General features: G+C 67.0%; 12 protein-coding genes. 6 read left to right on the top strand and 6 right to left on the bottom strand.

From position 1 onward, the window contains the following. Window positions 1-45: 45 nt before the first annotated feature. Together Ssi02_RS17440 and Ssi02_RS17435 are read right to left on the bottom strand one after the other, a co-directional pair. The gene (locus tag Ssi02_RS17440; protein WP_204026750.1) at window positions 46-372 is read right to left on the bottom strand and encodes an ArsR/SmtB family transcription factor; all 327 of its coding nucleotides are present in this window, start codon (window positions 370-372) and stop codon (window positions 46-48) included. A 10-nt stretch (window positions 373-382) separates the two neighbouring features. Beyond that, window positions 383-814 (bottom strand): SRPBCC domain-containing protein, encoded by a 432-nt coding sequence (locus tag Ssi02_RS17435; protein ID WP_204026748.1) that lies wholly within the window; start codon window positions 812-814, stop codon window positions 383-385. 336 nt (window positions 815-1,150) lie between these two features. Between Ssi02_RS17435 and Ssi02_RS17430 the strand changes: the two genes are divergently transcribed. Further along, window positions 1,151-2,674: a GNAT family N-acetyltransferase gene (locus Ssi02_RS17430; RefSeq protein ID WP_239129008.1), complete on the top strand. Its 1,524-nt coding sequence runs from the start codon at window positions 1,151-1,153 to the stop codon at window positions 2,672-2,674. Between the two features lie 84 nt (window positions 2,675-2,758). On the opposite strand, the gene Ssi02_RS17425 is transcribed toward Ssi02_RS17430, so the two are convergent. Next, complete coding sequence (locus Ssi02_RS17425; RefSeq protein ID WP_307825696.1) at window positions 2,759-2,965, bottom strand: DUF397 domain-containing protein; 207 nt, start codon at window positions 2,963-2,965, stop codon at window positions 2,759-2,761. A 19-nt stretch (window positions 2,966-2,984) separates the two neighbouring features. Then, window positions 2,985-3,782, bottom strand: a complete 798-nt coding sequence (locus Ssi02_RS17420) for a helix-turn-helix domain-containing protein (RefSeq protein ID WP_239128992.1) — start codon at window positions 3,780-3,782, stop codon at window positions 2,985-2,987. 307 nt (window positions 3,783-4,089) lie between these two features. Here Ssi02_RS17420 and Ssi02_RS17415 point away from each other — a divergent pair, with 307 nt between their 5' ends. Together Ssi02_RS17415 and Ssi02_RS17410 are read left to right on the top strand one after the other, a co-directional pair. Next, the gene (locus tag Ssi02_RS17415) at window positions 4,090-4,587 is read left to right on the top strand and encodes an ATP-binding protein (RefSeq protein ID WP_204026742.1); all 498 of its coding nucleotides are present in this window, start codon (window positions 4,090-4,092) and stop codon (window positions 4,585-4,587) included. A 111-nt stretch (window positions 4,588-4,698) separates the two neighbouring features. Continuing rightward, on the top strand, window positions 4,699-5,094 hold the full coding sequence (locus Ssi02_RS17410) for a VOC family protein (RefSeq protein ID WP_204026739.1): 396 nt from the start codon (window positions 4,699-4,701) through the stop codon (window positions 5,092-5,094). 979 nt (window positions 5,095-6,073) lie between these two features. Here Ssi02_RS17410 and Ssi02_RS17405 read toward each other — a convergent pair. Beyond that, entirely contained in the window at window positions 6,074-6,781 is a 708-nt protein-coding gene (locus Ssi02_RS17405; protein ID WP_204026737.1) for a hypothetical protein, read from the bottom strand. Window positions 6,782-7,149: 368 nt separating this feature from the next. Continuing rightward, on the bottom strand, window positions 7,150-8,091 hold the full coding sequence (locus Ssi02_RS17400) for a hypothetical protein (RefSeq protein ID WP_204026735.1): 942 nt from the start codon (window positions 8,089-8,091) through the stop codon (window positions 7,150-7,152). Between the two features lie 506 nt (window positions 8,092-8,597). On the opposite strand from Ssi02_RS17400, the gene Ssi02_RS17395 reads away from it, so the two are divergent. From Ssi02_RS17395 to cbiQ, 3 genes are all read left to right on the top strand, one after another. Then, a complete protein-coding gene (locus tag Ssi02_RS17395; protein ID WP_204026733.1) occupies window positions 8,598-10,520 on the top strand; it encodes a glycosyltransferase family 2 protein in 1,923 nt (640 codons plus the stop codon). A gap of 69 nt (window positions 10,521-10,589) precedes the next feature. Continuing rightward, the gene (locus Ssi02_RS17390; RefSeq protein WP_204026731.1) at window positions 10,590-11,621 is read left to right on the top strand and encodes an energy-coupling factor ABC transporter permease; all 1,032 of its coding nucleotides are present in this window, start codon (window positions 10,590-10,592) and stop codon (window positions 11,619-11,621) included. A gap of 4 nt (window positions 11,622-11,625) precedes the next feature. Further along, window positions 11,626-12,411: a cobalt ECF transporter T component CbiQ gene (cbiQ, locus tag Ssi02_RS17385; RefSeq protein ID WP_204026730.1), complete on the top strand. Its 786-nt coding sequence runs from the start codon at window positions 11,626-11,628 to the stop codon at window positions 12,409-12,411.

Raw genomic sequence — 12,411 nt, 5'->3', positions numbered from 1 at the left:
TTGTCGCCGGCCCAGTCTCCTGCCTCCGTCTGTGCGGCACGCGGCTCAGGTCTCTTTGCCGGCCTTCTGGTCGAGGTAGGAGCCGAGGGCGTGGAGTCTGCGGTCCCAGTCGTGGGCCAGGGAGGACAGGTAGGACTGGGCGACCGTCATGGGTTCTGGGCGTAGGCGGAAGCGGATGCGGCGGCGTTCGCCGGGTTCGGCGGTCACCAGGCCGGCGTGGGCCAGCAGGGTGAGGTGTTTGGTGATTCCCTGGCGGGTCATCGGCAGGCGGTCGGCCAGTTCGGTGGCGGTGGCCGGGCCGGCTGCGGCGAGTTCGGCCAGGATTGCCCGCCTGTTGGCGTCGGCCAAGGCGGTGAAGACCGCTACGGCCATGGCCTCGGTGTCAGTCTGAGGCGTCGAGGTAGATGACAAGGTCGGACAGTTCCTTCTGCCAGCCTTCGGTGTTGCCGGTGAAGGCACTCAGCATTTCGTCGGGGAGTTGGGCGAAGCCCGATTCCACCACGTTGAGTTTGGTGTTGTCGCCGTCGGGTTCGAGGGTGAACTCGATGTAGGTCCGGCGGGGGTCGTCGGCGGGGAGGCCGGTGATGGCCCACGTGAAGGCGAATCGGTGCGGCGGCTCGACCAGCTTGATCCACAGGGTGCTGAGCTCGTCCCCCCACCGCATGTCGATCTGCCCGCCGGGCCGTAGATCGTAGGCCTCGACTCTGTCGCCGAACCATCCGTTGAGGCCCTCTTCGGTGGTCAGCGCGTCCCAGACCTTCTTCTGCGGGTGCGCGAGGGTGAGTGTGCGTTCGATCCGATCGGGAATCGGCATGTTCACCTCCATGGCAGCTAGTACGTTGCCATCCTATGACAACCTGTCGGTTGCGACAGGTGGGCCCTGGAGGGCTCGGCGAAGGGCGCAGGGGCTGGTTGGAAGGTGTTCCACAGCTTTGCCGCGGAGGAGTTGGTGGCGAACCCTTGGTCGTCTACGGGGATGTGGCACTTGGCCGGCTTGGGTTTGCCGTCGGTGGCCCGGCTCTCCGACTGCGAGGCGGGGCCCGCCGCCGGGGATCCCGCCTTGTCATCTTTTGGCAGGACCTGCCGGAGATCGTCAACTTTTGCGGTCAGTAGTGTGGATTCACTGGGGAAGGAGAGGCAGTTGTCCGAGGTGGCCGTCGTTGAGGTGCCCCAATGGCAGGGTTCGTCCTCCCCTACCGCCACTTTGCTTTCGGAGGGGGCGATGATGCTGGGTGCCCTCATCGCCGAGCCCGAGGGCGTGGAGATCACCGTGCCGCTTGGCGGCACACTCGCCGAGACCGCCCGTCATGTCCACGAGGCCTTGTCCACGGCAGGTGAGCGGTTTGTGGTGACGGTCGGCGGGGACTGCGGTGTGGAGCTCGCACCGATCTCCGCCGCCGCCCGCAGGCATGAGGGGGGCAACGGCCTCGCCGTGGTGTGGTTCGACGCCCATGGAGATCTCAACACCCCCGCTTCGTCCCCGTCCGGGGCCTTTCACGGCATGGTGCTCCGTACCCTGCTCGGCGAAGGACCGCCCGATCTGGTGCCCGAGTTGCCCTTGCGCCCTGAGCAGGTGATTCTCGCTGGTGTGCGGGCCTTGGATCCCGCCGAACAGGACTACGTCGACGCCACCGGGATCACGCACATCGCCAAACCCGACCCGGCCGCGCTCGTCGAGGCGATCCGGCGAACCGGGGCGACCGCCGTCTACATCCACATCGACCTCGATGTGCTCGATCCCCGGACTTTCACGTCGGTGGGAGTGCCCGAACCCGATGGTTTCCTGCCCGACGAGCTCGTCGATCACGTTGTGGCGCTCGCCGAGCGGTTCGACGTCGTCGGTCTGGGCATCACCGAATATGAGCCGACACGCCCCGAAGATCACCTGCTCCTCGCCTCGCTCTTGCCCCCTCTTGTACGGCAGTGCCGGAACTCGACGCCGTGGCAGATCGAGCAACGTGCCGCTCTGGCGTGGCCGGCCACCGTCGTCGAGCGGCATGAAGGCTGGTTGCTCCGCCACACCCCTGGCACCACCAGGAAACGCTCGAACTCCGCGCTTCCCCCATTCCACGTTTCAACCAATCTTGAGCAGGAACTCCACCACATCCAGAACTTCTACCGCGAGCGTGATCTGCCCCTCCGCATCCAGGTGAGTCCCGCCGAGGCCCATCCCCAGCTGGACGGCCTCCTCGCCCACCGGGGCTATCACCTCACCGGCAAGACCCGCGTGCTCATCGCCGGCGCCGCCGACCTCGTCAACCGTGTCGCCCCCGTCTTTCCCGTCGTCCCCATCGACCACCACGCCCGCAGGGCGGACGTCTTCCGCAGTCTCGACCAGCATTCCGACAGCCGCCTGATCGCCGACAAGGTGATCGCGCACATCCCCGACCCCATGGCCTTCCTGGTCGTCGTCCACGGCGACGAGGCCGTCGGAATGGTCCTCCTGGCCGCCCACACCGGGTGGACCGGCATCTTCGCCATGGCCACCCACCCCGACCACCGCCGCAACGGCGTCGCCACGACCCTCCTGCACGCCGCCGCCCAGTGGGCCCTCGCGCAGCCGGCCCCCCGGCTCTACCTCCAAGTGGAGGAAGATAATGGCCCTGCTTATGGGCTTTACACCCGCAGTGGCTTCACCCCCTCACACAGCTACCACTATCGGGTGCGCCCCTGACGGACTCCGGCGACAAGGAAAGACCCCGCCGAATCAGAATTCAACGGGGCCTTTCACACCGCAATTGATCAGATCTGTGCGGCCTCAGGCCGGCAGATCGAATTCACCGAGCCGGACACCACCGGTGAAAGCCTGCCACTCACCCGGCGTGAATACGAGCACCGAACCGTCGGCCTCTTTGCTGTGACGAACCAGAATGTGGTTCTCCATAAAGGCGACGGCGACACACTGCCCATTAGCGCCGCTTAGGCTGCTAATCCGCCATTCGGCGCGGGATATATCCAGGTTCACCTTTCTCCCGCACCTCCTCTCATTGATCGGCGAGCACGGCCGCGACTACAGCCTGAGATTCAAGGGGGCTGGCGGCGACGGCCATCAAGTGCTCAAACACTAGGTTGTACCGTGCTAGGTCGACGTCATTATCCAGGAAGAGATCGGTGTCGTGGCCTTCGATATAGACCACATCCGGGTCATTTTCCGCGAAACTCAGGACGACGAATGATCCATGCATGCCGGGGTGTGCACCGACACCATATGGGATCACTTGAAGAGTGATGCCGGGTTCTTCGGCAGCCTCTTGCAGGCGCATCAGTTGCGCTTTCATGACCTGTGAGCCACCGACGGAACGATGCAACACCGCCTCATCCACGATCGCATGGACAGAAAGCGGTGGATCCCGCCGCGCCTGCCGCGCCATGCGAGCGGCCACCCGATGCTCGACCTCGGAGGCGGGAAGGCCGAGCCCACTGCCGGAGATCGCCGCCCACGCGTAAGCCTTGGTTTGCAGGAGGCCGGGGATGAACGACGTCTCATAATTGAGGACCTGTCTCGCCTCTGCCTCGAACTGAATATACGTCGCATATTGGTCGGGGAGGTCGGTGGCCGTCTGGAGCCATCCCTGACTGTTCGCCGCTTTGAGGATCGCGAGAAGTTCGCCGCGCCGCGCTTCGGGGACACCGTACAGGTCCATCAGTGCTCGTAGCGTGCGGACCTGCGGCCTGGCTTGAGCGGTCTCTATGCGATAAAGAGTCGCCCGGTTCATATCGGTGGCTGCCGCGACTTCTTCACGGCTCTTGTTGGCGTTGGCCCTGAGTTGGCGCAACTCCATAGCAAGCCGACGAAGCCTTACAGTGGGGGCTTGGTGCTGTCGCGGCATGCGCACAGATTAGCGCCCATCGTCCCGGTGATGTCGTGCACTGATGCACAAACAACGGTTGCATTTGCATTGACAACGAGTGCATCATAGGCAAGCAGCGTGTCACACACACCCCTCGTGTTGATAGCGAAGCGGCATTATGTCCAATTCTGCGACTATGGAGCAGAATGGTGACCATTGGACGAAAGGTCAGCCGTGACATGAGGACGAGTGATCAGCGCGAACATCGTTTCCCGTGGGACTTCGAGGTGTCGTCGGCATGAGGGTGTCCGACGCGACGGGACACGGCAGCCTCACCCATCCCACAAAAATCCGGTATCAACATGGCCCCACGCGCCGCCTGGACATAGCAGGCACCCCTGCCGGTGTGGGCCTCGCCCGCACATGGCTGCGCGCCTTCCTCGACCGCATCCCGATGACCGCCGCCGAGGCGGAGAACATCACGCTCCTCACCAGCGAACTCGTGACGAACGCGATCGTTCACTCCAAATCCAGCCACGGAGAGGTCACCGTACTGCTCGACCTCACCTGCTCCCGGGTGCGCGTCGATGTCATCGACGACGGTTCGGCGCTCGAACCCGTCGTGATCCACCAGGCCCCCGACAGCGAAGGCGGCCGCGGCCTGTGGCTGGTCGATCGCACGGCCGACCGCTGGGGGCATTATCACGACGAACACGGCCTGGGCGTGTGGTTCGAGGTCGAACTTATGGGGTGTCACACGCTGTATGAATTAGCAACGGATGGTGACCGGGCCTGACCTGGCCGCCTTTTTCTCTCCAGAGGTACCGTGAAAGAAGCCGTGGCGCACCCGCGCCACTCACGAGTTCCGCGGGGCGGCATGCATGCGCCTCTTTGACAAAGGATTGCCATGCCCATCCACTTCAATCATCACATCGTGGCGACTCACAACAAAGAAGAGTCGGCTAAGTTCCTCGCCGATCTATTCGGCCTTGAACCACCCTTTACATACGGCCCGTTTCTCGCCGTGCAACTCCAAAACGGCGTCACACTCGACTACCTCGACACCGAAGGCGACTTCCCCTCCCAGCACTACGCCTTCCTTGTCGGGGAAGCCGACTTCGACGCCATCTTCGCCCGCATCCGCGAACGGGGCCTCCGCTACTGGGCCGACCCGCACGGTGAAAAGGAAATGGAGATCAACACCCATGACGGCGGCCGGGGACTCTACTTCCACGACCCCGACAACCACGCCATGGAGATCATCACCCGTCCCTACGGCGGCGGCGAACCCCTGAGGGACTGACCGGCATCACAAAATCGTGGCAGGTCCTGCTTCCGCTGGAGGGAGGGAAGCAGGTCCTCCCACGGCCGGCATTTCACGCGTCGCTTCATCGACCGGGAGACACGCCGGGGCCGTCACCCCTCGCTCAACCTCCAGAACCCCGATGACAAACCCCGTAATCGAAAACGAGAATGCTGCCTTTCGCAGCGCGCCGCCTGGTCGTCAACCCCGGTTCCGTGGGCATGCCGTACGCGACACCCATGCGCATACCGACGCCGACTTGCGAGATGAATAGCCCGGCGAAAACGGCGGAGCGTGCTCAAGGTATGGCAGGCGCCCCCGTTCGCATGGCCTCGCGGCCTGCCGTACCTTCAGGTCGGTTGCAAGTGACCCACGAGCCATCTCAGCTCAAAGGCGAGTGTGGTCTACCCCTGTGCGGGGGCCGCGCCGGAACCGCTGGGCGGGCCGAGCGGGGCCTCGATGCTGTCGAGGGCACCATCCAGATCACCATAATGGCGGCCCACATCCCTCAACCCGTCTTCGCGGGTTTCGCCGTACTGGTGGTGCTATGGGCTTGAGGCGCGGTGCGCCCTGGCTCCTGGTGGTATGCGGTCGTCTTCCCCGGCAGGTGCTGGACCTGGCGGCGTGTGGACTCCAAAGGCGGATACGTCAGGAAGCGGCGCGGGTGGTGTGCTGCTCTGCCGGGATACCGCCTCGCCCTTCGGAGAGCGGGTGGTTGCAGGGGCTGTCCTCGTGGGCGAGGGGAAGTGGCGGTGGTTCCGCCATGTCATGAGGGCGGGTCGCGTGTGATCTCCGGTCGGAGATCATGGACCGGCGCTGGAATGCGGACACCGGGGATTCCCTGGCAACCGATAGGTGGTCGGTCGGCCGGAAAGCTGATGGGGGAGGGGAAAGACCGCTGAGGGACAGGCATGCATAGTGGTCGGCAAGAGGCCGGGTGGAGGTCGCCATGTCGGCCCGGCGTCAAGCGGGTGGTGGGTTAGTCGCCGTCCCCCAGCAACGTGTCGATGAACTGCTGCACGCTGAGATGCACGTTTGTCGCGGGAAGTTCGATCGGCCGTCGTGTGGTGGGCCGCAGGTCGAGGGTGACGAGCCGCGGCGGAAGGGCGAGGCCGGGGTCGAAGCTCGCGACGCCGGGCACGTCGACTTCGATGGTGCTGATGTAGCCGTCGGGGGACAGCACGACCTTGCCGTGGGCCCGTTCGTGGGACAGGCCGGGATGGCTTTCCTCGATGCCCTCGCCGATGGAGGAGCCGATGCCCGGTGGGCTGTCACGGACGGCCTTGGCGAAGTCGATGTCGACGTCGATGGAGCGGGTCGCGGTGTCGGCGGGGCGGGTGGTGGCGTCGGCTATGCCGTACAACCAGTAGAGGGGGGCGACGGGGGTGACGCCGAGTCCGTGGACGTCGATCTCGACCCATTCGACGGGATCGTCGTTGACGCGCTGGTAGATCGAGGTGCCGGAGTAGAAGCTGGGCATGGTGACGATGTCGCCGCCTTTGTCGGGCAGGACGTCGAGCACCATGCTGGTGGCGATGGCGGGGACGGCGAGGTCCATGTAGCCGGTGCCGCTGCCGCCGATGGAGACACCTTCCCTGGTGCCGACAAACCAGTCGAAGTTGAATGTTCCGTGCTTGAGGGTTTTCTCCAAAGCTGTCTGGATTTTGCTAATTGGATCGATTGTCACTTTTTGACTCCTGGGCGGGATTCGACTGCTTATGTGCACCAACTCTGCCTGGTGCGAGGGCAGCTTACCCGCCCCGAGTGACGTCACTCCTGGACATAGCCCTTGACAATTGGGGGCTGAAACCGTGGAACAAGCAGAGAACAGGTGTGACGATCACACGGTGGGAACCGATAAGTCGATCTCGTCAACGTCATCCTCTATATCGCCATCCTTGCAATTTGCCAGGGGAATCAGGCTGACAGCCCCAAACGATGGATGGCCTGGTGACGGCTGATCGTTCAGCCGCCGCCAGGCCACCATCTGACAATGCCACCGGAGTTGGTTCTGGACTGTGACGGGTGTCCCGTGATGGGGCATCCGTCCGAATGTCACCAGAGCGTCTTGCAAATCCCGTGGCAGCTTCGCGCCTTGGAGCCGCACACCGCCACCATGCACGCGAGCACGGCCCACAGGAAGATCAGCGCCCGGCAGCGCATCGCCGGAATCGTGCATTGGCCACCGACGCAGGTGAGCATGCACCCGAAGTATTCCCCGGCGCCGGCAGGCGCGGCGGCGCCGCGTGTGACGTGGAAGTCCTCGCTGCTGAAGGAGTCCTTCTTCTTGATGGTGTCGAGGTCGGCCGACACGTATTCCACCAGGGTCTTCGCCTGCTCGAGTGTCCCGCCGTATTGATGGGACAACACGGCGGCGCGGTTCTTCGCCTCGGCCTTGTTCAGCGGGGCGAAGAAGAGCACGACGACGGTCGAGCCCGTGTCGCCGGTGAAGGCGAGCGCCTGCTTGACGGCGCCGTCGAAGCCCGCGGCGGACAGCTCCCCGACGGCGGTCTTCACCTGCGCGTCACGCTGTGCGGCGTCGAGGGCCCTCTTGAGCGCGGCGCCCTGGAGCAGGTCGGGGTCGCCGGGCGCGCGGGCGCCGGCGGGTGTGACGCCGAAGGTGAGGCCGAGGAGGGCGAGGGCGCCGACACCGGCGGCGCGGAGGGCGTCGCGGCGGCCCTCGGCGGCGGGGGCGGAGGTCTCGCGGGCGAAGCGGCGAGCGACGCGACGGGCGATGCGTGCGGTACGGCGCAGGCCGACACCCGCCGTGAGGCGGGCGGACATGGCGAGGCCGGTGGAGACGCGGATGTGGGTTCCGTCGTCCTCGACGAGAGTGGGGCGGTGCTTCCAGCCGGGCTTGTGAGTGTCGAGGAGGGTTTTCATGTGGGGGTCGCGCAGGCTTCGCGCCACAAGCCAATATCCGGAGTCCTCTTCGACCCCTTTAGCGGTGGAAGCGCAGACGTGGCATCCGTCGTCGAAAAGTAGATACCTCTTCACGGTATTCCCTTTCTGCTCGCAGCGGCGCCCGAAATGCCAACGATGAGCCTTTTTGTGGGGACTCCGACAACTATCCGTGGCATTCTTGATGCATTCCGGAAGGTGATGTCTTTCTGTTGGCGGTTGGACGGGCACGACAGTATCCCGATCTTGGTCGCACCCCCAAGCACCTGCGGCGACGGTCCGGGGCGTGTCTCGTGGGAGCCGGGGCGACCCCTCGGTTCACGCCGATGGAAGCAAGTCGTTTATGGCTATCGCCCGGGTAGGGCAACCTGGGGGAGGGGGTGGCCGAACTAATGCCGATAAAGCGAGCTAATGACCGGTGAGCACCGCGAAAGCCCCACATTTCAGACCTCCCCCACCACCCCCCATGCCGCATAAATCGGAAATGTCGTCGCCACTCCCTCGACCTAGGTCAACAAACCCCGGAGAACACGCCCACGAAGAGGTTCGACAGTCACATACTGAAGCGTTGAGTAAGCGTTACGTAATCGCAGGGGGCGACGGTGGCCGGTCTGATCAGCCGGATGGCGAGGCAGTCGAGGCCGCCGGAGGCGGCGGAGGGCGTGCCCGGGGTTCCCGCCCCGCGCGGCGCCCACGCCGTCGAGGAGGCCGCCGAGAGCGCCGTCGAGATGAGCGTGGACGTCACCGTGATCGTGCCTGTGCGCGACTGCCGTGCCTATCTCGACCGCTGCCTCACCTCGATCCTGGTCCAGCGGGTCAGCAAGGAGATCGTCGTCGTGGACGACGGCTCCACCGATGGCTCGTCGGAGTTGCTCGCCCTTTACGCCGGTTACCACCGCGGCGTGGTCAAAGTCCTCCGCCATGAGCACCGCGGCGGGGCCGGCGGGCCGCGCAACCTCGGCCTGGCCCACGCCCGCGGACGCTACGTGTTCTTCTGCGACGCCGACGACTATCTGGGGCCGGAGGCGCTGGAGCGCATGCTGGCCATGGCCGACCGCAACTGCGCCGACATCGTGCTCGGCCGTGTCGTCGGCCACGGCAGGCGTGCGCCGGAGTCGATGTTCCACCGCAGCGTCGACCGGGCCGACCTGGGCGACAGCGCGGTCTACAACAGCCTGAGCTGCTTCAAGCTCTTCCGCCGGGCCATGCTGACCAAGCACCGCATCCTGTTCGACGAGGATCTCGTGGTCGGCGAGGACATCGTCTTCACCACCCATGCCTACTGCCACGCCGGCGTCATCTCGGTCATGGCCGACTACGACTGCTATCACCTGGTGTCCCGCTCCGACGGCACGAGCATCATGCAGCAGCCGGGCAGCCGCGACCCGGTCGCCTGGCTGCGCATGATCAAGGGGCCGATCGCGCTCATGGCCCGCCACATCCGGCCCGGCCCGCTCCGCGACCACCTGCTGCGCCGCCATTTCCGGCTCGACGCGCTGGCCCAGCTCGGCCGGCCGTTCCTCGTGGCGGAGGAGGTGGAGCGCAAGCAGATCGCCGAGGAGGTGGCGGGGCTGTGCGACGAGTGGCTGACCGAGGGGGTGCGCAAACGCCTGCCGTCGATCGACCGCCAGCGGCTGGACTCACTCGCCGACATCGACAGGCTGGTACGGCTGGCGCAGATCGAGGCCGCCTCCGTGCGCAGCCGGCTGACCGGGTTGAGCTGGCACAACGGCCGCCTGTCGGTCACCGGCACGGCGATACTCGAAGGGCTTGACCCGGCGGGCGAGTGCGAGATCGCACTGGTGCTCCGCCCGCGCAGGGGCGGCCACCAGGACGTGGTGGCCCAGGTGGCCGGCGGGCCGCGCGGGTTCGCGGCGGCACTCGACCCGGCGGGCCTGGCCTCTGGGGTGTGGGACGCCTATGCCGCGGTCACCTGCGAAGGTGTGACCAGGCTCGGAAGGCTTGGCGCGGACCGCGACGATCGGGTGGCTCGCCCGGCTCCCTGCGTGGTGGACGACGTCGTGCTCCTGCCGTACTTCACGCGCACGCACGGCAACCTCAGCGTCGACGTCGGCGGGCACGTGGTGGCGGTGCCGGGGCGGGTGCGGCTGCGGGCGACGCGGTGGGCGTTCGGGCACCGGCTGGTGCTCGACGGTGAGATCAAGGTGGGCGACGGCGAGCTCGGCACCGGCGGGCTGCGCCATCTGGTGTGGCGCGAGCGCACCACGGGGCAGGAGCACAAGGAGCCGGTGGTGATGCTGCCGGGCAACCAGTTCGCCGTGCGGCCGGTGGTCGGGCGGCTCGGCCCCGGCACCTGGGACGCCTATGTGGAGATGCGGCTCGGCGGACCGCCCGTGAGGTTCAGGATCGAGGCCGAGCCCCAGGTGGTGACGGCGGCGAAAAGCTGGTGGCGGGGCCCGGTCCGGCGGACGGTCCGGCCCTACGTGACGAACGGCAAAGGCAGGCTGAGCGCGACCGTAAAAATCATGAAGCCGGGGACGGCCTTCCGGCGAATGATTCGTTGATGCGCCCCTCTTGCACCTGCAATAGGAAAGCCTAAAGTGGAGATCGAGCACGCACCCCGGAGGCTGATCGTGCACGTACCCGATGGCTTCTTCAACCTCGCCGTCTCCGTCTCCGCCGGTGTCGTCGCCGCCGCCGGTGTCGCCTACTGCCTGCGCGGAGCCCGTCGCGAACTCGACGACCGCACCGCACCCGTGGCCGGCCTCGTGGCGGCCTTCGTCTTCGCCGTTCAAATGCTCAACTTCCCCGTGGCGGCGGGCACGAGCGGCCACCTGCTCGGCGGGGCGCTCGCCGCGGTCCTCGCCGGGCCCGCCACCGCCGTGTTGTGCCTGACCGTCGTGCTCGCCGTGCAGGCGTTCTTCTTCGCCGACGGCGGTCTGACCGCGCTCGGGGTCAACATCACCCTCATGGGCATCGTCACGGTGCTGGTGGGATGGGGGGTGTTCAAGCTGGTGACGGGGGTGTTGCCGCGAAGGCCGGGATCCGTGGTCGCGGGGGCCTTCCTGGCGGCGCTGCTGTCGGTGCCCGCCTCCGCCCTGGTGTTCACGCTGATGTTCTGGATCGGGGGCAACGCCCCGATCGAGGTGACCTCGGTGGCCGTCGCGATGGGCGGGGTGCATGTGCTCATCGGTCTCGGCGAGGGCCTCATCACGGCGGTGACCGTGAGCAGCGTGCTCGCCGTCCGCCCCGATCTCGTCTACGCCGCGCGGAGCCTCACCGCGCCGCTGACCTTGAAGACCGCCGGCGGCGAGGTGACCGCCCCCGCCCCCGCTCCCGAGCGGGCGCCGGCCCGGCCCGGGAGGTTCGTGCTCGGCGGCATCGCGGTCACCGCGCTGCTGGCCGGCGTGCTCAGCTTCTTCGCCTCCGCCTCGCCCGACGGCCTCGAGCGAGTGGCCGAGGACACCGGCTTCGGCGTCGTCGCGGTCGATCACGCCCTCGCCGGGCAGCCCCTCGCCGACTACGGCGACGCCGGCGGCGTCCCGGTGGGCGTCGCGGGCGTGATCGGGGTCGCGGTGACCCTCGGGGTGGGCGGCGGCCTGTTCCTCGCCGTGGGGCGCGGACAGGCCGGGAAACGCGCGGCCTCGAAGACGGAGCGGGGCTAGCGGCGTGGGAGCCGGGCACCACCACAGGCTCTACCGTCCGGGACACACGGTCGTGCACCGGCTGCCGCCGCAGTGCAAGCTGCTCGCCGTGGCCGCCTTCGCGGTGGTCGTGGTGGCGACCCCGCGCGAGTGGGTGTGGGTTCTCGCGGCCTACGGCCTGCCGCTCGGTGTGGTGGCGGCGACGGCGCATGTGCCGCCGGGGTTCGTGTTGCGGCGCATGGTGATCGAGGCGCCGTTCGTGGCCTTCGCGGTGGTCATCCCGTTCATCGGGCTCGGTGAGCGGATCGATGTGTTCGGGGTGGCGTTGAGCGTGGAGGGCCTCTGGGCCTCGTGGAACATCCTGGCCAAGGCCACCCTCGGCGTGGTGGCCGCCGTCCTGCTCGCCGCCACCACCGAGCCGCACATGATGCTGCTCGGCGCGCGGCGCCTCCGGGTGCCGTCGCTGCTCGTGCAGATCGCGATGTTCATGCTGCGCTACATGGACGTGATCGCCGGCGAGGCGCGGCGCATGCGGATCGCCCGCGAGTCACGCGGCTTCCAGGCCAGGGACCTCCGCCACGCGCCCGTGATCGCGCGCTCGGCGGGCGCGCTGTTCATCCGCTCCTACGAGCGGGGCGAGCGGGTGCACCTGGCGATGCTGAGCCGGGGATACACCGGGTCCATGCCGGTGACGCAAGACCTGTCGGCCTCGTGGCGGCAGTGGGCGGTCGCCGCGTCACTGCCCGGGACGGCACTGGCGGTGGCGGCGGTGGGAGGCACGGTGGGAGCCGCGCTGGGGGGTGCGTGGTGA

Source organism: Sinosporangium siamense, from assembly GCF_016863435.1.
Lineage (GTDB): Bacteria > Actinomycetota > Actinomycetes > Streptosporangiales > Streptosporangiaceae > Sinosporangium > Sinosporangium siamense.
Note: the sequence above shows the minus strand (reverse complement) of the source record. Positions and strands in the feature narration are given on the sequence as shown.